The following is a 21126-nucleotide window of genomic DNA, read 5'->3' as shown; positions in this document are numbered from 1 at the left end:
CCCACCCAACCTCCTCCTAAAGGGGGAGGGGTTGGAGTAGGTCACGTTCAACGCATCTTGGCACAAAGTCAGGCCGCATTCGGCTCCAGCAGGCGCAGGACCGATTGCAGGCCGTCCTCGCTCGTCGTCGCGAGCGGCAGCGGGCGATCGGGCAGGCCGTCATGCTGGCTGTTGAGGAACAGGATCGCGGCAGGCGCGCCCAGTTTCTCGATCGCGATGCGGGTGACTCGGCCCTGCCGTTCGGCTTGCGCCGGGGACAGGCGCACGGCGTTATGCGGAACGAAGCGGCGGCCCGGCGGTGTGCGGTTGGGGGCTGGCGCTGGCTGAACGGGGCTATCGGTCGTCATCTTGTCAGCTTTTCAGCGTCACGATGCCGACCGGGCCGGGCTTGGTCGATGGGTTGGACGCATTGGCCTTGGGTGGCTTTTCCGCCTTGGGCTTGCGGGTCTCGCGGCTCGATTTCTTCTGACTTTTGGCCATGATCTGGGTCTTTCAGTTTGCGGACGTGGGCTGCTGATGCGCTGAGAGCAGCGCCGCTTCGGCATCATCCTCGGCACGGAATTCTGCGGCGATCGCTTCATCCTCCGTCTCCACCGTGCGCGTCGCGCGGCGGCGTTCGGCGCTGGCGGCGAGCTTGGCTTCGCGGCCCCAGGCGTTGGCGGCGGCGACCGCGACGCGGCGAGCGTTGGGCAGGGTTTCGGACAAAGAACGGGCGTGATGGATCGACTGCTGGGCAAGGCAGAAGGCGGATGTCTGGGCCATGGAGCAGGCTCCTTTGCACGAGGAAAATCGGGATAGCAGGGCGACAGGAGGCGCTTCATCGGACGCGCAGATGAGTCATGTCGCAAGGGGGCGGACGATCATGGGGCCGCGCAGTGCGGCGGATCGTTCCTTTCACATGTGAAATAGGTTGGATTGCATGACTTTACAAGGGCAGCCGCTTTTTAGCTGTCCGCCGCGCTGCCCCCTTTAACAGGCGTAAAATCCCCTTATGCTGCGGGCAACCAAGGGAGACTTCACCATGCGCCATGCGCTCACGGCCATATTGGCCGCCGCCAGCCTGTCGTCCATCGCCGCCGCCCAGACCGAACCGACGGCTCCAGCCCCCGCCCCCGCACCGATTGCCGCGCCGCAAAGCGCGATCGGCGCGACGATCGCCAAGGATATGGACGGGCTGATGACGCTCTACCGCGATCTTCACGCCAATCCCGAACTGTCGGAGCAGGAGGTAAATACCGCCGCCAAGCTCGCCAAGCGCCTGAAAGCGATGAAGTTTGACGTGACCGAGAAGGTCGGTGGCACCGGTGTCGTGGCGGTGATGAAGAACGGGTCCGGCCCGGTGCTGCTGATCCGCGCCGATATGGACGGCCTGCCGGTGGTGGAGCAGACCGGCCTGCCCTTCGCATCGAAAGTGCGGACCAAGACCCCCGAAGGCGTGGAGACCGGCGTGATGCACGCCTGCGGCCATGACACGCATATGACCGCCTTCATCGAAACCGCGAAGCTGCTGGCGGCGGCCAAGGACGATTGGAAAGGCACGCTGGTGATGATCCTCCAGCCCGCCGAGGAGGTCGGGCGCGGCGCGCGGCTGATGCTGGAGGATGGGCTTTATACCCGCTTCCCCAAGCCGACCCACGCCATCGCCTTCCACGACGCGGCCAATCTGGAAGCGGGGAAGATCGGCTATACGCCGGGCTATGCGCTGGCCAATGTCGACAGCGTCGACATTTTGGTGCGGGGCGTCGGCGGCCATGGTGCCTATCCGCAGACGACCAAGGACCCGATCGTGCTGGGATCGCGGATCGTGGGCGCGCTCCAGACCTTGGTGAGCCGCGAGCAGGAACCTTCCGACCCGGCGGTCGTGACGGTGGGCAGCTTTCAGGGCGGGGCCAAGCATAACATCATCCCCGACGAGGCGAAATTGCTGCTGACGATCCGCAGCTATTCGGACGAGACGCGGGCCAAGCTGATCGAGGGGATCAAGCGGATTGCGCGCGGTGAGGCGATTGCGGCGGGGGTGCCGGACGACCGGATGCCGGTGGTGACGGTGAAGGATGAGTTTACGCCATCGACCTACAACCCGCCCGAATTTGCCGAACAGATGGCAGGCGTGCTGCGGGGGCATTTCCCGCAAGGCCAGGTGGTCAAGACCCCGGCGGTGATGGGCGGCGAGGATTTCGGCCGCTTCTATCGCGCGGACAAGGCCATCAACAGCTTCATCTTCTGGGTCGGCGGCGTACCTGCCGACAAGATGGCGGCGGCGCAGGCCGGACAGGCAACCCTCCCCTCCCTCCACAGCCCCTTCTGGGCGCCGCAAGCCGACAAGGTGATCGGGTCGGCCAGCGAGGCGATGACGGTACTGGCGCTGGATATATTGAAGAAGGGGTAGGAGGGTCGATTTACTCAGTGACTCCACATCCTCTCCTGTAAGGGGATCGTTGCGAAATTCGGTTGGCCTTACAAATCTTTGTCATTCCCGCGAAGGCGGGAATCCATCTCCTACCTTATCGTCTTGATTTTAGGTCAGGAGATGGATCCCCGCCTGCGCGGGGATGACGTGAAATTCTATGGATGGTGATTTTCGCAATGATCCCCTTGCAGGGGAGGAATGCCGAAAATGCGCGACCAATGATCCGATGCAATATTGGCCAACGGGATCAATCCATCGCCGATCGCAGCCCCAGATGCGTGACGAAGGGATCGAAGTCGCGGTCGCTGTAGAGCAGTGCATGGTCGTCATGCAGGCAGCGGGTGGCGATCAGCGTGTCGATGGTCTTGCGGACGGTGACGCCCAGCGCGCGCAGGTGGCGGAAGTGGCGGGCAGCCTCGATCGCCACGCCAATGCCGCCAATGACGATGACGTCCATGGTCAGCAGCAGGCGCCGGACGCGATCAAATTCGCGGTCGGCAGCGATGCCCTGCAATATCTCGGTCAGGATGATGTCGCCGACCAGTAAAGGCTCGCGCCCCAGCAACCCGTCGAGCCGGTCGGCCTGCGCCGTCGGGATGCCGCGAAAATAGTCGATCCAGACGCTGCTATCGACCAGGATCATGGATCGCGGCGCATGGCATCGAGATCACCGTCCCACGACACGGCACCACGAAGCGACCGCAATTCGGCCTGCTCGGTCAGGCGAACAAGGGTACGAAGCCCTTGTTCTACCGCTTCTTTCTTGGTCTTGATCCCGGTCGCCTGCATGGCACGGGCCATCAGATCGTCGTCAATCACGATATTGGTGCGCATAATGTGTATCCATTTATGGATTTATACACATATGACGTCGCTCGCCTGTTGACAAGGGTGAGGTGCGCCTATTGCGGCCGATGCCCCTTGCGCCATTTGGTCCACAGGTGCCGGGCCAGCATCAGCGGCGGCATCCGCAACCAATGAGAGCGCAGGAAGAAGGCGAACACCAGCGCCTTGCGGGTTTCGCGGCCCCAGCCGTCGCGGGCCAGCAGGCGGGCGCGGATCAGGCGGTCCCATAGCGTCAGGCGCGCGCCGGGACCGTAGAGCGCGGCGGCGAGGCGTTGCGCCTGCCGGACATGGGGCAACAAACCGTGATGGGCGGCGCGGGTCGCCACTATGTTCGGGTCAGTGTCGGCCAGCAGATGATATATGTCCCACAGGTTGCGCAGGCCGCCCTGCAAATCGCCATCGGCCAGCATATGGGCGACGGCATGGACGACGCGATTTTCGGGCGAGAGGATGTACAAGCCATCGGCCAGCGACACAGCATCGGCGATCATCGCGGCGGCGTCCGGGGTCTGGCGCGCGGTCAGCGGCAATATCGTATGATGCACGTCGATCATCCGGTCGCGCGTCGCGTGGATCATCGGCGGGAGTTCGTGCATCCACTGGCGATAATAGGCGTCGTCATAGGGATCATCCTTCACCCATTCCCAGCCTGCCGCGATCAGCGCCTGTTCGACCGCCGCCATCGCCTCCATCGGAACGAGAATATCGAGATCGCCGATGAAGCGGCCCTGCCCGGCCTTCAGCCCGGCAGCGGCATAGGCGGTGCCTTTGAGCAGCACGACGCGGACACCCAAAGCCCCAAGCGCCTGCGCCGCGCGGTCGGCTTCCCACAAGGCTTGGCGCGCTTCGCGGGCGGCGTCGGCCTGCGCGTCGGACAGGATCGGCGTGACGGCTGGTGGCACCGTGACCCCATCAAGCCGAAAGGCCAGCGTCCCGATCAGCCGTTCGGCACGCGCGGCGGCGATCAGGCCGTTCCAGCCGGATGCGTCCAGCGCGGCGACGGACGCGGGATCGCGCAGCGTCCGCACCAGCAGCGCGGCGCTCATGCCATATCCTCCCACAGCCGTTCGACCATGGCGATGGCCTCCTCGCCGGTCGGGAAGTCGATTGCGCGGGCGGGAACATCGCGGACGAACCGGGTCAGTGCCGTGAAAGCCGGTTCGCCCAGCGCGACATAATTGGTCGAGGCTTGGGTCAGGCGCATGAAGATTTCCGCCTGACCGACGGCACGCATGTCGGCGGCATGGCCGAAGCGGGGGAAGAGCAGCAGCGCGGGCATCGCCCCCTGCCCCATGCGCGCGACCGCATCATTACGGGGGAGCATGTGGCGAATATCGCCCTTGGCCGTGGCAGCGAGCAGCGGACCCATGCGGCCCGCCCCGACTTCGCCCGCCACCACCTCGATCGCGCGATTCTTGAGGCTGACGAGGCGGGGAAAGGGCAGGATCGCGCCGCTGTCCAGGTCCAGCAGGGCAAATTCATCGCCCATGAAGCGCCAGCCGCGCTCCCCCAGCAAGGCGGCAAGGGTCGATTTGCCGGAACCGGACTCGCCGGTCATCACCAGCACGCGGCCATCCTTCTCCACGCTGGAGGCGTGAAGCAGCAAATGCCGCCGCCAGCCCAGCGCCATTTGCAGGTTCATGCCCATTTCCGCCGCGAGCAGGCCATGGGCTAGGCTCATCGGCGCAGCGTCGGCCAGGCCATGGTCGCCAGTGATGAAGATGGACGGACGGATGAAGCGGCGCGCCAGGCTGGTCGGCTGGAGCCGGACGGTGAAGTCTGCGATGGCGTCGGCGGGTTGCGGATAGGCGGCGTAGAGGCTGGCCAACTGGCTGACCGGCGCGGGCCACGCGGAGCCGATGCGGAAGGTCGCAGGACCAATGCGCAGGGTCAGTTGGTGCCTCATGCCGGGCGCACCAGACCGAGCGCCACCAGCGCGTCGAGATGGGCGGCGATTTCGCGCATGGCGTCGTCCGCCGGGCCAAGGTCGAAGCTGCGCGCCAGCCGGTCATGGATCTGCGCCACGCTGGCGGGGGTGAAGTCGGCCAGTTGATCGAGAATTTCGGGGACCGGGCTGATCACCATATGGGTCTGGCCCGACCGGGGGTGATAGAGCAAAACGATATCGTCGAGCGCGCAGGCGGTCACCGCGTCCGCCCCGTCCCGCCGATAGAGTTTCGTTGCTGTCACTATCGCCACCTCGCACCGTCCGCCCTGCCCTAACGCAGAGGGGTAGCCAAGTGCCTAACGTGGCATCTGGAGCGAGGCGTAGCAGGTGAAGCCGCTGGTGCCGGACTGGAGGCGGCGGATATAGTTGAGATAGGCCTGGTTCTGCTGATAGCTGGTGCCGGGCAGCGGGCGGCCGCGCAGCGCCTGCTTGACCTGCTCACCAGTGAAAGCGCGGCCAGTGCCGGGAAAGGCACCCGGCGTCCCGACGGGAACCAGCTGGCCATTGGGGGCGATCAGATTGCCCGCCCGGCTGGCGTCCGGGACGGGAATGGTGCAGTTGAGGACAGAAGCTGCGGTATTGGCCAGCGCCGGGCGGATCGACACAATCGCGGAGGCCGCCGCTGCGCCCCCCATCAGCAGCTGGCGACGCGACGGCACAGCCAGATCGGGCGTATCGGCCGGCGCAGCCAATTCGGGCTGCTGGTCATCATCCTGTCCGGTCATCGGCTCGCTCATCTGATCCTGATCCGCTATCGGGCTTGCCAAAGCGTCATGATTGCACGCTATTGGACCTGACATCGCAGCAAATACGCGACAAATCCAGTGCGGTAACCATGAATCGACTCAGTCCTTCCCAGATCATCGCGTCCTTCGCCGTCCTCTTGCTGAGTACGGGCGCTGCCTTGATGATGGGTGCATCCCCCTTTGCCATCGCACTGCCGGTGTTGGCCGGGGTGATCGTCCTGGCCATTACGGCGGATGCCGGAACGCCACCGCCCGACGTGCCGGACGCCGCAATGGACGAGCCGGACCTGATCGACCATCCCGATTTCGCCAGCCTGCTGGAGGGGATTTCCGATCCGCTGATGCTGGTGGAACGCGGGCGGATTGCGCGGGCGAACCGGGCGGCGCTGCGCCTGCTGGGCGCGCATATCGAGGGGGAGGATGCGCGGATCGCCATCCGCCACCCTGCCGCCGCCGAACGGCTGGCGAGCCTCGCGCCGCTGGCCGAGCCGTTCATGATCGAGCTGGTGGGGCTGGGATCGCGCGATCAGCGCTGGCAGATGCGGGTCGCGCCGGTGGGTGCAGTGGCCGACATGCGCCGCCTGGTCCATCTGGTCGACCATAGCGGCACCCATGCCGCCGAGCGGATGCGTGTCGATTTCGTCGCCAATGCCAGCCACGAACTGCGCACGCCGCTGGCCGGGATATTGGGCTTTATCGAGACACTGGCCGACCCGGAACTGGGCAAGGATGACGAGACGCGGCAGCGTTTCCTCAAGATCATGGATGGCGAGGCGCGGCGGATGCAGCGGCTGGTCGACGATCTCATCTCCCTCTCGCGCATCGAGGCGGAAAAATATCGCGCGCCGGACGCATCGGTCGATCTGGGCGAACTGGTGGCCGAAGCGGTCAATGTATTCCGCTCCAGCCATGGCGAGCGGGGCCGCGAGGTGGAGATGGAGGTCGCGCCGGGGCGGCAGGCGGTGCAGGGCGACCGGGCACAGTTGTCGCAACTGCTCCACAATCTGATCGGCAATTCGGTGAAATATGGCCGCCCCGGCACGCCGATCCGCGTCACGCTGACCGAGGGAGGCAGTCGCATGTGCCGCCTGTCCGTCGCGGACGAGGGCGAAGGCATTGGCCCGGATCATCTGCCGCGCCTGACCGAACGCTTCTATCGCGTCGATTCGGGACGCAGCCGGGCGATGGGCGGCACCGGGCTGGGGCTGGCGATCGTCAAACATATTGTCGAGCGGCATCGCGGACGGCTGGACGTGGCGAGCGTGCTTGGCAAGGGGACGACCGTGACCGTATTGCTGCCGCTGATGCATGAGGCGGATGGCGGGCAGGTTTGACCAAAATGGCGGCCCTGTCATCATCGCCTTTTGCTATGTCATCAAACTGCAACCTGAATGTCACAATGCCGCGATGGAGCGGCCCTATAGCGCCGGTCAAAGGGGGCGGCGAGCAGCGAATCGCGGCCTTGCATGATGGAGGTTCCCGTGAATAGATTCACCTTGTTCGCCGCAACGGCATTGAGCGTTGTTTCCCTGTCCGCCTGTGGCGACCAGAGCGGCAGCGGCGGTGCAGGCCAGACCCGCGACCAGATCCGCGCGGTCGGTTCGTCGACTGTCTATCCCTTCGCCACGGCGGTTGCCGAACTGTTCGTTCAAGGCAATCCCGGCATGAAGTCGCCGATCATCGAATCGACCGGCACCGGTGGCGGCATGAAGCTGTTTTGCGCGGGCGTGGGTGCGCAGCATCCCGACATCGCCAACGCATCGCGCCGGATGAAGAAGTCCGAATTTGATATGTGCGCGGCCAATGGCGTCAAGGACATCATCGAAGTGCAGGTCGGCGTCGACGGCCTGGCCTTTGCCGAAGCCAAGAACGGCCCCGGCTACAAGCTGACCCCCAAGATCGTCTATGAGGCGCTGGCCGCCAACCCCTATGGCAAGGGCCCGAACAAGGCGGAAACGTGGAAGGATGTCGATCCCACCCTGCCCGCCATCGCGATTTCCGTCTTTGGCCCGCCGTCCACCAGCGGCACGCGCGATTCGCTGGCCGAACTGATCCTGGAAAAGGGATGCCAGTCCGACCCGGCGATGAAGGAATTGAAGGAAAAGAACGAGGACGAATATAAGGCGACCTGCACCCGCGTCCGCGAGGACGGCAAATATGTCGATTCGGGCGAGAATGACAATCTGATCGTGCAAAAGCTGGGCGCAAACCCCAATGCGGTCGGCGTGTTCGGCTACAGCTTCCTGGAAGAGAATAAGGATACGCTCAAGGACGTGCCGATCAACGGCGTCGAGGCGACCTATGAGACGGTATCGACCGGCCAATATCCCGGTGCGCGTCCGCTCTATATCTATGTGAAGAAGGCGCATATCGCGGCCATTCCGGGCTTGCAGGGCTTCCTCAACGCCTTTGCCGCCAACTGGTCGCCCGACGGCGCGCTGACCAAGCGCGGCATGGTCGCGGCACCCGAAGATGTGCGCAAGGCCAGTGCCGAAACGGTCAAGGCGCTGACCGTGCTTGACGGCTCCAAGCTGAAGTAAGGGCCATAATGACCGGTCCCGCACTTTTCCTGCTGCTCGCTGGCCTGGGCGCTATCGCCTGGGTCAGCGCCCGCGCCCGCGCGCTGCGTTTGCAGACCGTGGCGCGGGCAACCGGGCGGCGTGATGCCGTTCACTCGCTGCCGGGCTATCATGGCTGGTATGTGGCTTTGTGGACGCTGGCCCCGGCCATCCTGTTCCTCACCGTCTGGGCCAATATCGCGCCCGGTCTGGTAACGCAGGCGGTGCTGGCCGATCCGGCGGCGCAGAGCCTGCCGATGGACGATTTCTCGCGCTCCGCCATATTGGGCGAGGCGCGGTCGATCGCGACGGGCGCGCAGGCCGGGGCGTTCAACCCGCTGGCGCAGGGACTGGTCGAACCCTATCGCGCTGCGATCAACAAATATGGCGTCGCGGGCGCGGTGCTGGCGATCGTGCTGGCCTTTGCCGGCGGCGCTTATGCCTTCACCCGCGTCCGCCCCGATTTCCGGGCGCGCACACGGGTCGAGCGGCTGGTGATGGCGACGCTGCTGGTCGCGTCGCTGCTGGCGATCGTGACTACGGTGGGGATTGTCGCCTCGCTGCTGTGGGAAAGTTTCCGCTTCTTCTCCATGGTCAATCCGCTGGACTTTCTGTTCGGCACCAAATGGTCGCCGCAGTCAGCCGCGATGGGCTATGGCAATGAAGATGCGTTCGGCGCGGTGCCGCTGTTCTGGGGCACCATCTTCATCGGCGCGATCATCGCCATGGTCGTCGCCATTCCGCTGGGCCTGATGAGCGCCATCTACCTGACCCAATATGCAAAGCCCGTCGTGCGCAAATGGATGAAGCCGACGCTGGAGATGCTCGCCGGCGTGCCGACGGTCGTCTATGGCTATTTCGCGGCGCTCACCATTGCGCCGGCCCTCCGCGACTTTGCGGTGATGATCGGCATCCATGGCGCTTCGTCGGAAAGCGCGCTGGCGGCGGGTCTGGTGATGGGGGTGATGATCATTCCCTTCGTCTCCTCCATGGCCGACGACAGCATCGCCGCCGTGCCGCAGTCGATGCGCGACGGCAGCCTGGCGATGGGCGCGACCACCAGCGAGACGATCCGCAAGGTGCTGATCCCCGCCGCCCTGCCCGGCGTGGTCGGCGGCGTATTGCTGGCGGTCAGCCGCGCCATCGGCGAGACGATGATCGTGGTGATGGCCGCTGGTCTGGCCGCCAACCTGACGCTCAATCCCTTTGCCAGCGTGACCACGGTGACGACCCAGATCGTCCAGCTGCTGACCGGCGACCAGGAATTTGACAGTGCCAAGACGCTGGCGGCCTTTGCGCTGGGACTGGTGCTGTTCGTCGTCACGTTGCTGCTCAACATCGTGGCCCTGCGGGTCGTGAAGAAATATCGCGAGGCTTACGAATGAGCCGCAACACCCAACATCCGTTCGCCCTGAGCCTGTCGAAGGGTTCACCTGAGCGCAGCGAAGGCTCTGTGCTTCGCTGCGCTCAACAGAGGGCTTCGACTTCGCTCAGCCCGAACGGGGAAAGCATATCATGACAACTCGCAACCCTACCGACTGGAAGTCGGACGACATGCGCAAGCGCATTGCGCGGCGCTATGCGGCGGAGCGGCGGTTCAAATTCGCCGGGCTGTTTGCCGTGGCGCTGTCTGCCGCCTTCCTGGCCTTCCTGCTGTTCACGATGATGGGCAACGGGCTGCGCGGCTTCACCCGAACCGAGATTGCGCTCCAGATCGACTTCCCGGCCTCGCCGCTGCTGCTCGATCCGGCCAATATCACCGACGCGGCGCTGGCCAATGCCAACCTGCCGATGGTGACGGGACAGGTCGCCAAGGAAGCATTGGGTGCCGACGCCGATGCCTTGCTGTCATCGACCGCCTGGATCAGCATCCGCGACGCGATCAAGGCCGATCCGGCGATATTGGGGCGGACGGTGACGATCCGCGTCCCGGCCTCCACCACCATTGACCTCGCCGCCAAGCATGAAGGCGCGCCAGAAGCGGAAGCGGCGGTCGAACGGCTGCGCAAGGCGGGCCTGCTGACCACCGGTTTCAACTGGAGCTTCCTGACGGCAAGCGACGGCACCGATCCGACCCAGGTAGGCATCTGGGGCGCATTCAAGGGATCGTTGCTGACGATGCTGGTGACGCTGGCGCTCAGCTTCCCGGTGGGTGTGGCGACCGCCCTCTATCTGGAGGAATATGCGCCCAAGGCGTGGTGGACCGACATTATCGAAGTATCGATCAACAATCTGGCCGCTGTCCCCTCCATCATCTTCGGCCTGCTGGGCCTGTCGATCTTTCTCAACTTCCTGCACCTGCCGCGATCCGCGGCGCTGATCGGCGGCATGACGCTGGCGCTGATGACGATGCCGGTCATCGTCATTGCCGGGCGCAACGCGATCAAGTCGGTGCCGCCCAGCATCCGCGACGCGGCGCTCGGCATTGGTGCGTCGCCGGTGCAGGTGGTGTTCCACCATGTACTGCCGCTGGCGCTGCCGGGCATTCTGACTGGCACGATCATCGGCATGGCGCGCGCGCTGGGCGAAACCGCGCCGCTGCTGATGATCGGGATGCGCGCCTTCATCGCGACCCCGCCGGGCGGGATCAGCGATCCGGCGACGGTGTTGCCGGTGCAGATTTTCCTGTGGTCCGATGAAGTGTCCAAGGGCTTTGTCGAAAAGACGTCGGCCGCGATCATCGTGCTGCTGGCCTTCCTCCTCGCGATGAATGGTCTGGCCATCTATCTGCGCAACAAGTTTGAAACACGGTGGTAAACGCACCCATGACCGAAGCAATAAATCCTCTGGCCATTGCCAACCCAAAAATGTCGGCCCGCGACGTCAAGGTATTCTACGGCGCGAAGCAGGCGATCAAGGGCGTGTCCATTGATGTCGACATGGACCATGTCACCGCCTTCATCGGCCCGTCGGGCTGCGGCAAGTCGACCTTCCTGCGGACATTGAACCGCATGAACGACACCGTCGCCAGCGCGCGGGTAGAAGGCATGATCACGCTGGATGGCGAGGATATCTATTCCCCGTCGATGGACGTGGTGCAGCTGCGCGCGCGGGTCGGCATGGTGTTCCAGAAGCCCAATCCCTTCCCCAAGTCGATCTACGAAAATATCGCCTATGGGCCGCGCATCCATGGCCTGGCCCATGCCAAGGCGGACCTGGACGTGGTGGTCGAAAAATCGCTGCGCCGCGCTGGCCTGTGGGAGGAAGTGAAGGATCGGCTGCATGACAGCGGCACCGCGCTTTCGGGCGGGCAGCAGCAACGGCTGTGCATTGGCCGCGCCATTGCGGTGGAGCCGGAGGTCATCCTGATGGACGAACCCTGTTCCGCGCTGGACCCGATTGCGACGGCGAAGATCGAGGAGCTGATCCACGAGCTGCGCGGCCGCTATGCGATCGTCATCGTGACCCACAATATGCAGCAGGCCGCGCGCGTGTCGCAACGGACCGCCTTCTTCCACCTCGGCGATCTGGTCGAATATGGCGTGACGAGCGACATATTTACGAACCCGACGCAGGAGCGGACCAAGGATTATATCACCGGTCGCTATGGCTGATTTTTGGGGCTGATAGCGGGAGAGACGAATATGGCTGAACATACGATCAAAGCGTTCGACGAGGATATCGACAGGCTGCGCGGCCTGATCGCGGAAATGGGCGGGCGGGCCGAAGCGGCCATCGAAAGCGCGATGACGGCGCTGCAACGGCAGGATCTGGTGCTGGCGGCGCAGGTGGTAGCCGACGACAAGCGCATCGACGCGATCGAGGCGGAAGTCGAGAAGCTGGTCATTCAGGTGATTGCCCTGCGCGCGCCGATGGCGAACGATCTGCGCGACGTGATCGCCGCGCTCAAGATCGTCGGCGTGGTCGAGCGCATCGGCGACTATGCCAAGAATATCGCCAAGCGCGTGCCGCAAATCACCGCCAACCAGCGCACGCTGGAACCGGTGTCGCTGCTGCCATCCATGGCACAGGTGGCGAGCGAAATGGTGCATGACGCGCTCAACGCCTTTGCCGCGCGCGATGCCGATCTGGCCGTGGCCGTGGTGGAGCGCGACACGGTGGTCGATGATTTCTACAACAGCGTGTTTCGCACGCTGGTGACCTATATGGTCGAAAATCCCAAGACGATCAGCGAATGTGCGCATCTGCTGTTCATTGCCAAGAATATCGAACGGATCGGCGACCATGCGACCAATGTCGCAGAGATGGTCTATTATGCGGCCACGGGCCAGACCCTGCCCGACCGCGACCGCGGCGGCGCGGCGGCGGAGGAATAAAGACCATGGCCCGTGCAAAAATGCTGCTGGTCGAGGATGACGCGGCGCTGGCCGAATTGCTGATCTGGCATTTCAAGCGTGAGGATTTCGAGGTCGCCCATACGGTCGATGGCGAGGAAGCCTTGTTGATGGCGCAGGAAAATGTGCCCGACATCGTGCTGCTCGACTGGATGGTGGAAAGCCTGTCGGGGATCGAAGTGTGCCGCCGCCTGCGCCGCGCCAATGGCACCGCCAATGTGCCGATCATCATGCTGACCGCACGCGGTGAAGAAGAGGATCGGGTGCGCGGGCTGGAGACGGGCGCGGACGATTATGTGACCAAGCCCTTCTCCCCGCGCGAACTGGTGGCGCGGGTCGGCGCGGTACTGCGGCGGGTGCGTCCGGCGCTGGCGGGGGAGACGCTGACCTTTGCCGACGTCGAGATGGACACAGTGGGACACAAGGTGCGGCGCGGCGGACAGGTGATCCCGCTTGGTCCCACCGAATTCCGCCTGCTGCGCCATTTTCTGGAGCATCCCGGCTGGGTATTCTCGCGCGAGCGGCTGCTCGACAGCGTGTGGGGACAGGACAGCGACATCGAGCTGCGCACCGTCGACGTCCATATCCGCCGCCTGCGCAAGGCGATCAACGGCGATGGCCAGTTTCAGGACATCATCCGCACCGTGCGATCGGCGGGCTATGCGCTGGATACCGATGGGGTGAGCTGACACAGTACCCCGTCATGCCAGCGAAGGCTGGCATCTCCCTTGTCTTTCCAGCGTCGCGCCAGAAGGAGCGAAATCCCGGCTTTCGCCGGGATGACGGGCGCCAGTCAGGCGGCGCGGCGGGCCTTGGTCAGTTTCTTCATCAGCATGTCGCGCTTCATGCGCGAGAGATGGTCGATAAAGAGGACGCCCTCCAGATGATCCATTTCATGCTGGAGGCAGGTGGCGAGCAGCCCTTCAAGCTGTTCTTCATGGATGCGGCCGTCGCGGTCCATCCAGCTGGCGCGGATCGTTGCAGGGCGCTCCACCTCGGCATATTGGTCGGGAACGGAGAGGCAGCCCTCATTATAGACCGACAGATCCTCCGATTCCTTGAGGATTTCGGGGTTAATGAACACCATCGGCTTCCTGACCGGGGGCGCATCCTCCGCGTCCGATTCCGGCTCCTGAAGGTCCATCACCAGCACCCGTTTTGGCACGCCGACCTGGATCGCGGCCAGGCCGATGCCCGGCGCGTCATACATCGTCTCGAACATGTCGTCGATCAGCCGTTGCAGATCGGCGTCGATCGACTCCACGGGGGTCGAAATGGTGCGCAGGCGCGGGTCCGGCGCCTCAAGGATGGGAAGAATGGCCATGGCTCTAAAATAGCGGAAAGACGCAGGATTTCAAGCGATGCGCTGCATCGCGCTATTCACCCAGCCATTCGTCGATCGCGGGTTTCAATATGGTCGAAATCAGCTCGACCAGCAAGCCGCCATCGGGCGAGGTCAGATAGGCGATCGCGCCATAGCCCTGTTCCGGCGGCAGGTTGGCCGCGCGCGGTGTCCAGCCCGCCGCCACCAGACGGTCCGCTTCGGCGGGCAGATCATCCACCCAAACACCGATATGGCGCGCGCCAGCTGGGCTGGCGGTATCGTAAAAGCGGCTATTGCCCTGCACCAGTTCCAGATGGATCGGCCCGCCCAGCGAATAAGTGGCGCGCACGCTGATCTCCCGCGCGCCTTCCTCCGGCGTCCAGAAGGGCAAAGGATTGAAATCGCGGATCGACGCGAAGGTCAGCCCCAGCGCCGCGCTATAATCGGCCACCGCCCGGTCGATGTCGGGAACGGTAATGCCCTTATGATGGGTGCGGCTAAGGTCGATCATCGGGCATCCTTCCAGTGGGTTATCGTGCCCGGTCTAGCGGAGGGATGCGACGGGGTCAGCTAACAGCTTTGGCAGGGTGCCCTACCCCACCGGCCTTCTTGCCCGCAGCGCCTGCGCCAGCGTGCCTTCGTCCAGATAATCGAGTTCGCCGCCGACCGGAACGCCATGGGCCAGTTGCGTCAGGCGGATCGGGAAGCGTTCCAGGCGTTCGGCAAGATAATGGGCGGTGGTCTGGCCCTCCAGCGTGGCGTTCATCGCCAGCACCACTTCATCGACGCCCCCCTGTTCCAGCCGGGTGACGAGCGCGTCGATCGTCAAATCCTCCGGTCGGATACCCTCCAGCGCGGACAGGCGCCCGCCCAGCACATGGAAGCGGCCCGGAAAGAGGCGGGACTTGTCGAGCGCCCAAAGGTCGGCGACATCCTCCACCACGCACAGCGCACGGGGATCGCGGCGCATGTCGGTGCAGATGCCGCAGGGATCGACCGTATCGACATTGCCGCAGACTTGGCAGGTCACCAGCCGCTCGTTCACGGCCTCCAGCGCGCGCAGCAGCGGGGCCATCGCGGCTTCGCGCTTCTTGATGAGGTGCAGCACCGCGCGCCGCGCCGAACGCGGGCCAAGGCCAGGCAGGCGGGACAGGGCTTGCGTCAGCGCTTCGATTTCAGTGGATGCCATGTGATGAGATAAGGGCTTGCAACCCGTCCCGACAAGGGCTTTGAGATGGCACCATGCGTATCATCTATATGGGCACTCCCGATTTCGCGGTTCCCGCGCTCGACGCGCTGGCGAAAGCTGGGCATGACATCGTCGCCGTCTATAGCCAGCCGCCCCGTCCGGCGGGGCGCGGCAAGAGCCTGACCCCCTCCCCGGTCCATCAGCGGGCCGAGGCGATGGGGATCGAGGTGCGGGTGCCGGAGTCGCTGAAGGACGCCCAAGTGCAGGCAGACTTCGCGGCGCTCAATGCCGATGTCGCGGTGGTCGCGGCCTATGGGCTGATCCTGCCGCGCGCCGTGCTGGACGCGCCACGCCATGGCTGCATGAACATCCATGCATCCTTGCTGCCGCGCTGGCGCGGGGCGGCGCCGATCCAGCGGGCGATATTGTCGGGCGACAATGTCACCGGCGTCACGATCATGGACATGGAAGCGGGCCTGGACACCGGGCCGATGCGGGCCAAATATGTGACCAAGATAGAGGGCAAGACGGCGGGCGCGCTGACAGCGGAACTGGCGCAGGCGGGCGCAACGCTGATGGTCGAGGTGCTGGACGATGTTGCGCAACACCCGCCGATGGCGCAACCGCAAGAGGGCGTGACCTATGCCGCCAAGATCGCCAAGGCCGAAGCGCGGATCGACTTCACCCGGCCCGCGATTCAGGTCGAGCGGCAGGTGCGCGGCTTCAATCCCTTTCCCGGCGCCTTTTTCGAATATGGCGGGGAGCGGTTTCGCATATTGGCGGCGCAGATCGAGCATGAGGATGGCCTGCCTGGCGAAATGCTGGACGACGCACTGCTGATCGGCTGCGGCCATGGCGCGATCCGCCCGACCCTGATCCAGCGCGCAGGCAAGGCCGCGATGACGCCCGACGAGATGCTGCGCGGGTTCGACATGCCGGCGGGGAGCCGGGTGGATGGGTGAGACGGCGCGCGTCGGGTGTCTCGACTATGCTCGAAACGAACAGCCTTAAGCGATGACCCGTTTTGCCTTCACCGTCGAATTTGACGGGCGGCCCTATATGGGGTGGCAACGACAGGCGCATGGGCCAAGCGTGCAGCAGGCGATCGAGGATGCGATCCATGCCGTCACCGGTGAGCGGGTCGCGGTCCATGCCGCCGGGCGCACCGATACGGGCGTGCATGGGCTGGCGATGCGCGCCCATGCCGATGTGGCCAAGGCAATTACGCCGTTTCGCCTGATGGAGGCGATCAACGCGCGGCTGGGACGACAGCCTGTGGCGATATTGGCGTGTGAAGAGGTCGCGGACGACTGGCACGCGCGCTTTTCCTGCATGGGTCGATCCTATGTCTATCGCATCGTCAACCGCCGCGCGGCGCTGACCTTCGAGGCCGGGCTGGCCTGGCAGGTGAAACAGCCGCTTGATGCAGGCGCGATGCATGAGGCGGCGCAGGCGCTGGTGGGGCTGCACGATTTCACCACCTTCCGGTCGGCCCATTGCCAGTCGGCCAGTCCGGTCAAGACGCTCGACCGGCTTAGCGTCGAGCGGGAGGGCGACCGCATCGCGATCCATGCCGCCGCGCGATCCTTCCTGCATCATCAGGTCCGATCGATGGTGGGCTGTCTGGTCTATGTGGGGATGGGGCGATGGTCGGCGGATGATCTGCGCGATGCGCTCGCGGCGGCAGATCGCTCAGCGCTGGGGCTGAATGCGCCACCCGATGGCCTCTATTTCGTGCGGGCCGATTATCCGGCCTAGCCCAGCGTCGCGGCCCGCAACTGGTTCTTGCCCGCGCGTTTGGCCGCCAGCATCGCGCCATCGGCGCTGTCGATCAGCCGGTCGAGATCGGTCGTGCCGCTGGCCGTGACCAGCCCGAACGATCCGCTGACGCCGATGCTCTGCGCGCCCAGTGCGAGACGGATCGTTTCGCCCCGTTCTGCGGCGGAACCTGCGTCCAGCGTGGGAATCAGCATCAGAAATTCATCGCCGCCCACCCTCGCAACCGCGTCGCTGGTCCCGGCATGATGCGATAGCAGCGCCGCCACCTCGACCAGACAGGCGTCGCCCGCCGCATGGCCCCGGCTGTCGTTGAGTTGCTTGAAGCCGTCGAGATCAAGGAACAGCAGGCTGACCGGCGTGCTGAGGCGCGCGGCGTCGGCCAATATGGCATTGGCGCGCACGGCCAGACCGCGCCGGTTGAGCAGCCCGGTCAGCGGATCATGCACCGCCTCGAAACTCGCCTGACGCAGTTCAGACAGGTCCTCGATCACCGCGACGTAAAATTCGGGCTGGCCCGCCGTATCACGCACCATCGCGACGGTCAGGTTGATCCAGATGATCGTCCGGTCCGCGCGGATATAGCGCTTTTCCAGCGTATAGCGGGGAAAGTCTCCGGCGTTCAGGCGCGCGAGCAACAACTGATCGGTATCCAGATCATCGGGATGGGTGATCTGCTGGAAGCCGGTGCGTATCAGCGTGTCGGCATCATGGCCGCTAATCTCGCAAAAGCGCGGATTGACCAGCAGGAAGCCACCGTCCAACCCGACATGGGCGATGCCGACCGGCGCGTGAAGAAAAGTCGCCTCGAACCGGCGCAACGCGGTCGCTTCGACGGGCGCATCCTGCCCGTCCTTCTTCAGGTTCGATTCGTGGAACTGCCGGTGCGACTGCCTGCTCATGCCGCCTGCATGGGGCAGGGAGGGTAAACAGAGACTTTACCGCACCGCACAAGCGTATAAAAAAGTCAGAGACGGGCGCGGAAAGGGGTAAAATCGGTGCCCTGATCATAGACGTCCAGCCCCTCACGCCGCTTGAGCATGTTGACCACGCCATAGGTGACCGGCGTCAGCAGCGCTTCCCAGCCAACCTTCATCGCCCAGTTGGTGACCATGACGGTCAGCACCTGCGCATTGCTCCACTCTCCATAGAAAGCGAGCGGGTAGAAAAGCAGGCTGTCCACCCCCTGCCCCACGACGGTCGACCCGATCGTGCGCATCCACAGATGCTTGCCCTGCGTCAGCACTTTCATCCGCGCCAGGACGAAGCTGTTGGCAAATTCCCCGGCCCAGAAGGCGACGAGCGAGGCGAATACGATGCGCCAGGTGCTGCCGAATACCGCTTCATAAGCGGCCTGCCCCGGCCAGCCCGCCGCAGGCGGCAGCGCGACCACGACCCAGCTCATCAGCGCCATGAACAGCATCGCGACAAAACCCGCCCAGACGCAGCGGCGCGCGCGGGCATAGCCATAGACTTCGGTCAGCACGTCGCCGATGACATAGCCCAGCGGGAAGAAGAGGATGCCAGCACCAAAGGTGACGCCGCCCAGCGTCGACAGCTTGGCCGCGCCGATCAGGTTGGAAAGCAGCAGGATGACGACGAAGGCCGCCATGACAAAGTCGAAATAGCGCAGCGGGCGACCACCCAGCGCGCCTGCATCGATTTTGTGAACTGTCCCATCGCTCATGGGAACCGTGCATATCGCACAGCCCGGTGATTGCAAGCGGTCGCACTGCCCGCTATCGAGCCAGCCCAAGGCCCCGTAGCTCAACTGGATAGAGCACCCGCCTTCTAAGCGGGATGTTGCGTGTTCGAGTCACGCCGGGGTCACCAAAATCCTCTCCCATAGGGTTTCAGGAAGTACCGGGAACGGCGGATTTCCGAGGTTTTTCATGGTATAGCTATCCCGTAGGGAGCGGTCTTGGACCACCGGATACTATCAACGTGATGGTATGTCTGATGGTAACGTGGCCCTCCTCGAAAAGGAGATACCATCATGGCGCTGACCGCCGCTGCGATCAAAAACGCCAGGGGCAAAGCCAAGCCCTATAAACTCATCGATAGCAATGGCCTTTTCCTCTGTGTGGCACCCAATGGTGGGCGCTACTGGCGGATGGAGGTTAGGATCATCGCGCCTTTTTTCATATCGCGCGTTGACCAGTTGGAAGAACAGATTGCCGCCACCGGGCGCGACCGGGAGGTAACGCCCAGATAGCCCGTCTGACCGACTTCTTTCGATTCAGAGAAGGGCAGCTGGCCGTGGAAGAAAAGGCAAGATAAACGGCAGAAACTCCAATTGCAGAAGCCACGGAGGCCCGGGACCGCGCTGAAGCTGGGCCGGCTAGAGATGTCGCGATGGCGGCAATGCGTGCCGAGCGGTTCGCTGGGCAGGTCGAACAGCTACGGTATATTGAGGCCTTGTCCTCCCTGGTGGAGGTTCCTGCCGGAGCAACCTCGCCGGAAGCGGGTATTGGAGTTGTTGGCACGGGCGGGAGCGTTCGATAGCCAATCCTATCTCGCCCACAATTCCGACGTTGCGGTCAGCGGAGTTGACCCTCTCGGCCATTATATTGCCCATGGCAAGTCGGAAGACCGTCCGATCTGACGGTCTTCCGACAAGAATGTGTCGGCGAAACGCGAATCATGCGTTTCGCCGATTGGTCACCAGATATTGAACAGGAGTGAGAAGTCCTCTGGCTTCGCAATCAGCCCGGCCGACGAAATCAGTGTCGGCTGATGTGGATAGGTCTCGAACGGACTGGCGGCGAAACTCAGGGCGTGCATCTCGCGCACGATGTTTGCGTAATTCTTTTCGATCACAGTTGATTCAGGATCCAGGTTGCTGATCGCTACCAAGCCGCTGGGCGGACAGTCGATCAGCGAAATTTTGAGATCAGGACGATATTTCATCAGGATCGGCACCACTCGCCAAACATCGCCGGTCCAGGCGTAGCGGGTGTCTTCACCTTCCTCTTCAGTACCGATCTCATGGGTACGAAGGGCCATCCGCTGATTGCGTGGCATACAGTCGTGGAGAAGAACGAGCGAACGCGAATGGCAATGCTTCTCAGCATTCATGAAATCGCGCAGGAGATACTCGCAGCGGTGCATGCCATCTAGGAAGCATATGTCGATGCCTTCATCGAAAATCTTTCCGAGCCGGCGAGAGCGGAAAAAGACATCGGACGGCATCTGGAAAAGATGAAGTTCCGTTTTCCCGCTGATAATATCCTCGGTCAATCGGAACTGCGGATCGACGCAAACAGAAGGGCATGTGAACTGTTTGCAGGATCGCCCCGTTTCCGTACCGATTTCGAAATAGGACTGTGGACTGACGTGATCAGCGATATATTTCAAAAAATCAATATACTGGGTACCTCGAAGATTGCTGAAATCTTCCTGGCTGAGGAGGTAAGGTTCAGCGGGCAGGGCAATATCAGTCATCAGCACCTCGAGTTTAAAAGAAAAAATATGCAATTGTTCTCTGTTACAGCCGGTCGTGGGCAATTCATCCCTCGATCTGGTTTGCAAAGGTTGTAAAGAATTCAATGAGAAGCGCAACGTCCGTCACGACATAGGTTTCGATACTTAGATTGCGCTGGATTTCGGCAAATAGGCGTCGAACCGGGCCCCCTTTTCGTGATCTTGGGCTGTTGTCCCGGTAGTCCATAGGAGGGACCCGCGGCCGTCGCAGCGCGCCGCCACGAGCGCTGGCGGTGACGGGCGTGGGAGGTTCCTTTGGACCCATCGGGTCAACAACCGGGAGGGGGGGTCTAGCTGCGGTGCTTGAGACGCCAGCTGTCATTGCCGGTCCCGGTGCCACCAACCAGCCGATGTTGCGTCGACCGGCGAGGAACGAGCCGGCATGGAGGGAGCGCAGCAGGCCTTCGTTGATCAGGCTGCCTTCGAACACGAACGCGTCACCGAGCGGCGTTACGCCGCCCCCCTACCGTGCAGTTCGAACTGGCTGCTGATGGAAGATTGGAATTTAGCGAGCTACAATATGGGCGCTCGGAAATTACGACGCTGACAAC

General features: G+C 63.6%; 25 protein-coding genes, 1 tRNA gene and 2 pseudogenes. 12 read left to right on the top strand and 16 right to left on the bottom strand.

From position 1 onward, the window contains the following. Positions 1-68: 68 nt before the first annotated feature. Genes D0Z70_RS13745 through D0Z70_RS13740 form a run of 3 tightly spaced genes read right to left on the bottom strand, consistent with a single transcriptional unit; the run spans position 69 to position 762 of the window. Positions 69-347, bottom strand: coding sequence for a hypothetical protein (locus tag D0Z70_RS13745; protein ID WP_119747336.1), 279 nt, complete (start codon positions 345-347; stop codon positions 69-71). 4 nt (positions 348-351) lie between these two features. Next, complete coding sequence (locus D0Z70_RS25675; protein WP_275402215.1) at positions 352-480, bottom strand: hypothetical protein; 129 nt, start codon at positions 478-480, stop codon at positions 352-354. Between the two features lie 12 nt (positions 481-492). Continuing rightward, on the bottom strand, positions 493-762 hold the full coding sequence (locus D0Z70_RS13740) for a hypothetical protein (RefSeq protein ID WP_239018922.1): 270 nt from the start codon (positions 760-762) through the stop codon (positions 493-495). A gap of 259 nt (positions 763-1021) precedes the next feature. On the opposite strand from D0Z70_RS13740, the gene D0Z70_RS13735 reads away from it, so the two are divergent. Then, a complete protein-coding gene (locus D0Z70_RS13735) occupies positions 1022-2389 on the top strand; it encodes an amidohydrolase (protein WP_119747424.1) in 1368 nt (455 codons plus the stop codon). Positions 2390-2657: 268 nt separating this feature from the next. On the opposite strand, the gene vapC is transcribed toward D0Z70_RS13735, so the two are convergent. The 6 genes from vapC to D0Z70_RS13705 all read right to left on the bottom strand — a co-directional run bounded on the left by vapC (position 2658) and on the right by D0Z70_RS13705 (position 5941). Next, the gene (gene vapC / locus D0Z70_RS13730) at positions 2658-3053 is read right to left on the bottom strand and encodes a type II toxin-antitoxin system VapC family toxin (RefSeq protein ID WP_119747334.1); all 396 of its coding nucleotides are present in this window, start codon (positions 3051-3053) and stop codon (positions 2658-2660) included. Continuing rightward, a complete protein-coding gene (locus D0Z70_RS13725) occupies positions 3050-3244 on the bottom strand; it encodes a type II toxin-antitoxin system VapB family antitoxin (RefSeq protein WP_119747332.1) in 195 nt (64 codons plus the stop codon). Before D0Z70_RS13725 ends, vapC begins: the two co-directional genes overlap by 4 nt. Before the next feature lie 68 nt (positions 3245-3312). After that, on the bottom strand, positions 3313-4302 hold the full coding sequence (locus tag D0Z70_RS13720) for a nucleotidyltransferase domain-containing protein (protein WP_119747330.1): 990 nt from the start codon (positions 4300-4302) through the stop codon (positions 3313-3315). After that, positions 4299-5162 (bottom strand): HprK-related kinase A, encoded by an 864-nt coding sequence (locus tag D0Z70_RS13715; RefSeq protein ID WP_119747328.1) that lies wholly within the window; start codon positions 5160-5162, stop codon positions 4299-4301. The genes D0Z70_RS13720 and D0Z70_RS13715 overlap by 4 nt, the downstream gene beginning before the upstream one ends. Then, positions 5159-5446: an HPr-rel-A system PqqD family peptide chaperone gene (locus D0Z70_RS13710; protein ID WP_119747422.1), complete on the bottom strand. Its 288-nt coding sequence runs from the start codon at positions 5444-5446 to the stop codon at positions 5159-5161. The genes D0Z70_RS13715 and D0Z70_RS13710 overlap by 4 nt, the downstream gene beginning before the upstream one ends. 54 nt (positions 5447-5500) lie before the next feature. After that, the gene (locus tag D0Z70_RS13705) at positions 5501-5941 is read right to left on the bottom strand and encodes a hypothetical protein (protein WP_119747326.1); all 441 of its coding nucleotides are present in this window, start codon (positions 5939-5941) and stop codon (positions 5501-5503) included. 98 nt (positions 5942-6039) lie between these two features. On the opposite strand from D0Z70_RS13705, the gene D0Z70_RS13700 reads away from it, so the two are divergent. From D0Z70_RS13700 to phoB, 7 genes are all read left to right on the top strand, one after another. Further along, positions 6040-7284 (top strand): sensor histidine kinase, encoded by a 1245-nt coding sequence (locus D0Z70_RS13700; protein ID WP_119747324.1) that lies wholly within the window; start codon positions 6040-6042, stop codon positions 7282-7284. A 135-nt stretch (positions 7285-7419) separates the two neighbouring features. Further along, positions 7420-8490, top strand: coding sequence for a substrate-binding domain-containing protein (locus D0Z70_RS13695; RefSeq protein ID WP_119747322.1), 1071 nt, complete (start codon positions 7420-7422; stop codon positions 8488-8490). Between the two features lie 8 nt (positions 8491-8498). After that, positions 8499-9893, top strand: a complete 1395-nt coding sequence (gene pstC / locus D0Z70_RS13690; protein WP_119747320.1) for a phosphate ABC transporter permease subunit PstC — start codon at positions 8499-8501, stop codon at positions 9891-9893. Positions 9894-10023: 130 nt separating this feature from the next. Then, the gene (gene pstA, locus D0Z70_RS13685; protein WP_119747318.1) at positions 10024-11265 is read left to right on the top strand and encodes a phosphate ABC transporter permease PstA; all 1242 of its coding nucleotides are present in this window, start codon (positions 10024-10026) and stop codon (positions 11263-11265) included. An 8-nt stretch (positions 11266-11273) separates the two neighbouring features. Then, positions 11274-12062, top strand: a complete 789-nt coding sequence (pstB, locus tag D0Z70_RS13680) for a phosphate ABC transporter ATP-binding protein PstB (protein WP_119747316.1) — start codon at positions 11274-11276, stop codon at positions 12060-12062. Between the two features lie 30 nt (positions 12063-12092). Then, positions 12093-12785 carry a phosphate signaling complex protein PhoU gene (phoU, locus tag D0Z70_RS13675; RefSeq protein ID WP_119747313.1) on the top strand — a complete coding sequence of 231 codons (693 nt, stop codon included), beginning with the start codon at positions 12093-12095 and terminating at the stop codon, positions 12783-12785. A 5-nt stretch (positions 12786-12790) separates the two neighbouring features. Continuing rightward, entirely contained in the window at positions 12791-13492 is a 702-nt protein-coding gene (phoB, locus tag D0Z70_RS13670; RefSeq protein ID WP_006949946.1) for a phosphate regulon transcriptional regulator PhoB, read from the top strand. A gap of 104 nt (positions 13493-13596) precedes the next feature. On the opposite strand, the gene def is transcribed toward phoB, so the two are convergent. The 3 genes from def to recR all read right to left on the bottom strand — a co-directional run bounded on the left by def (position 13597) and on the right by recR (position 15316). Then, on the bottom strand, positions 13597-14127 hold the full coding sequence (gene def / locus D0Z70_RS13665; RefSeq protein WP_119747311.1) for a peptide deformylase: 531 nt from the start codon (positions 14125-14127) through the stop codon (positions 13597-13599). Positions 14128-14179: 52 nt separating this feature from the next. Beyond that, positions 14180-14638, bottom strand: a complete 459-nt coding sequence (locus D0Z70_RS13660) for a VOC family protein (RefSeq protein WP_119747309.1) — start codon at positions 14636-14638, stop codon at positions 14180-14182. Positions 14639-14719: 81 nt separating this feature from the next. After that, entirely contained in the window at positions 14720-15316 is a 597-nt protein-coding gene (recR, locus tag D0Z70_RS13655; RefSeq protein ID WP_119747307.1) for a recombination mediator RecR, read from the bottom strand. Between the two features lie 53 nt (positions 15317-15369). Between recR and fmt the strand changes: the two genes are divergently transcribed. Further along, positions 15370-16278, top strand: a complete 909-nt coding sequence (fmt, locus tag D0Z70_RS13650; RefSeq protein WP_119747305.1) for a methionyl-tRNA formyltransferase — start codon at positions 15370-15372, stop codon at positions 16276-16278. A gap of 52 nt (positions 16279-16330) precedes the next feature. Beyond that, positions 16331-17074 carry a tRNA pseudouridine(38-40) synthase TruA gene (gene truA, locus D0Z70_RS13645; RefSeq protein WP_119747303.1) on the top strand — a complete coding sequence of 248 codons (744 nt, stop codon included), beginning with the start codon at positions 16331-16333 and terminating at the stop codon, positions 17072-17074. On the opposite strand, the gene D0Z70_RS13640 is transcribed toward truA, so the two are convergent. Together D0Z70_RS13640 and D0Z70_RS13635 are read right to left on the bottom strand one after the other, a co-directional pair. Further along, positions 17071-17994 (bottom strand): GGDEF domain-containing protein, encoded by a 924-nt coding sequence (locus D0Z70_RS13640; protein WP_119747301.1) that lies wholly within the window; start codon positions 17992-17994, stop codon positions 17071-17073. The two genes, truA and D0Z70_RS13640, sit on opposite strands and share 4 nt — an antisense overlap. A 65-nt stretch (positions 17995-18059) precedes the next feature. After that, a complete protein-coding gene (locus D0Z70_RS13635) occupies positions 18060-18779 on the bottom strand; it encodes a queuosine precursor transporter (RefSeq protein WP_119747299.1) in 720 nt (239 codons plus the stop codon). Positions 18780-18848: 69 nt separating this feature from the next. Here D0Z70_RS13635 and D0Z70_RS13630 point away from each other — a divergent pair. Further along, positions 18849-18925: transfer RNA gene (locus D0Z70_RS13630), tRNA-Arg, on the top strand. Positions 18926-19088: 163 nt separating this feature from the next. Then, positions 19089-19184 (top strand): annotated as a pseudogene (locus D0Z70_RS25780) (Arm DNA-binding domain-containing protein); the annotation flags it as partial. Positions 19185-19201: 17 nt separating this feature from the next. Here the strand turns inward: D0Z70_RS25780 and D0Z70_RS25185 are convergent. Both D0Z70_RS25185 and D0Z70_RS13615 read right to left on the bottom strand, forming a co-directional pair. Further along, a pseudogene (locus tag D0Z70_RS25185) lies at positions 19202-19295 on the bottom strand (AAA family ATPase); the annotation flags it as partial. Positions 19296-19753: 458 nt separating this feature from the next. Further along, positions 19754-20536 (bottom strand): class I SAM-dependent methyltransferase, encoded by a 783-nt coding sequence (locus D0Z70_RS13615; RefSeq protein ID WP_147418764.1) that lies wholly within the window; start codon positions 20534-20536, stop codon positions 19754-19756. Between the last annotated feature and the right edge of the window lie 590 nt (positions 20537-21126).

This window comes from Sphingobium terrigena (assembly GCF_003591655.1).
Lineage (GTDB): Bacteria > Pseudomonadota > Alphaproteobacteria > Sphingomonadales > Sphingomonadaceae > Sphingobium > Sphingobium terrigena.
Note: the sequence above shows the minus strand (reverse complement) of the source record. Positions and strands in the feature narration are given on the sequence as shown.

What these genes read in the sequence shown, in the direction of transcription:
- recR (WP_119747307.1), bottom strand. Translation starts at nt 15,316, where the DNA reads ATGGCATCCACTGAAATCGAAGCGCTGACGCAAGCCCTGTCCCGCCTG.
- D0Z70_RS13700 (WP_119747324.1), top strand. Translation starts at nt 6,040, where the DNA reads ATGAATCGACTCAGTCCTTCCCAGATCATCGCGTCCTTCGCCGTCCTC.
- D0Z70_RS13720 (WP_119747330.1), bottom strand. Translation starts at nt 4,302, where the DNA reads ATGAGCGCCGCGCTGCTGGTGCGGACGCTGCGCGATCCCGCGTCCGTC.
- truA (WP_119747303.1), top strand. Translation starts at nt 16,331, where the DNA reads ATGACCCGTTTTGCCTTCACCGTCGAATTTGACGGGCGGCCCTATATG.
- D0Z70_RS13695 (WP_119747322.1), top strand. Translation starts at nt 7,420, where the DNA reads ATGGAGGTTCCCGTGAATAGATTCACCTTGTTCGCCGCAACGGCATTG.
- D0Z70_RS13740 (WP_239018922.1), bottom strand. Translation starts at nt 762, where the DNA reads ATGGCCCAGACATCCGCCTTCTGCCTTGCCCAGCAGTCGATCCATCAC.
- D0Z70_RS13635 (WP_119747299.1), bottom strand. Translation starts at nt 18,779, where the DNA reads ATGAGCGATGGGACAGTTCACAAAATCGATGCAGGCGCGCTGGGTGGT.
- D0Z70_RS13640 (WP_119747301.1), bottom strand. Translation starts at nt 17,994, where the DNA reads ATGAGCAGGCAGTCGCACCGGCAGTTCCACGAATCGAACCTGAAGAAG.
- D0Z70_RS13735 (WP_119747424.1), top strand. Translation starts at nt 1,022, where the DNA reads ATGCGCCATGCGCTCACGGCCATATTGGCCGCCGCCAGCCTGTCGTCC.
- phoB (WP_006949946.1), top strand. Translation starts at nt 12,791, where the DNA reads ATGGCCCGTGCAAAAATGCTGCTGGTCGAGGATGACGCGGCGCTGGCC.
- D0Z70_RS13745 (WP_119747336.1), bottom strand. Translation starts at nt 347, where the DNA reads ATGACGACCGATAGCCCCGTTCAGCCAGCGCCAGCCCCCAACCGCACA.
- phoU (WP_119747313.1), top strand. Translation starts at nt 12,093, where the DNA reads ATGGCTGAACATACGATCAAAGCGTTCGACGAGGATATCGACAGGCTG.
- D0Z70_RS13705 (WP_119747326.1), bottom strand. Translation starts at nt 5,941, where the DNA reads ATGAGCGAGCCGATGACCGGACAGGATGATGACCAGCAGCCCGAATTG.
- D0Z70_RS25675 (WP_275402215.1), bottom strand. Translation starts at nt 480, where the DNA reads ATGGCCAAAAGTCAGAAGAAATCGAGCCGCGAGACCCGCAAGCCCAAG.
- D0Z70_RS13660 (WP_119747309.1), bottom strand. Translation starts at nt 14,638, where the DNA reads ATGATCGACCTTAGCCGCACCCATCATAAGGGCATTACCGTTCCCGAC.
- pstB (WP_119747316.1), top strand. Translation starts at nt 11,274, where the DNA reads ATGACCGAAGCAATAAATCCTCTGGCCATTGCCAACCCAAAAATGTCG.
- def (WP_119747311.1), bottom strand. Translation starts at nt 14,127, where the DNA reads ATGGCCATTCTTCCCATCCTTGAGGCGCCGGACCCGCGCCTGCGCACC.
- D0Z70_RS13715 (WP_119747328.1), bottom strand. Translation starts at nt 5,162, where the DNA reads ATGAGGCACCAACTGACCCTGCGCATTGGTCCTGCGACCTTCCGCATC.
- D0Z70_RS13615 (WP_147418764.1), bottom strand. Translation starts at nt 20,536, where the DNA reads ATGACTGATATTGCCCTGCCCGCTGAACCTTACCTCCTCAGCCAGGAA.
- D0Z70_RS13725 (WP_119747332.1), bottom strand. Translation starts at nt 3,244, where the DNA reads ATGCGCACCAATATCGTGATTGACGACGATCTGATGGCCCGTGCCATG.
- pstA (WP_119747318.1), top strand. Translation starts at nt 10,024, where the DNA reads ATGACAACTCGCAACCCTACCGACTGGAAGTCGGACGACATGCGCAAG.
- fmt (WP_119747305.1), top strand. Translation starts at nt 15,370, where the DNA reads ATGCGTATCATCTATATGGGCACTCCCGATTTCGCGGTTCCCGCGCTC.
- pstC (WP_119747320.1), top strand. Translation starts at nt 8,499, where the DNA reads ATGACCGGTCCCGCACTTTTCCTGCTGCTCGCTGGCCTGGGCGCTATC.
- vapC (WP_119747334.1), bottom strand. Translation starts at nt 3,053, where the DNA reads ATGATCCTGGTCGATAGCAGCGTCTGGATCGACTATTTTCGCGGCATC.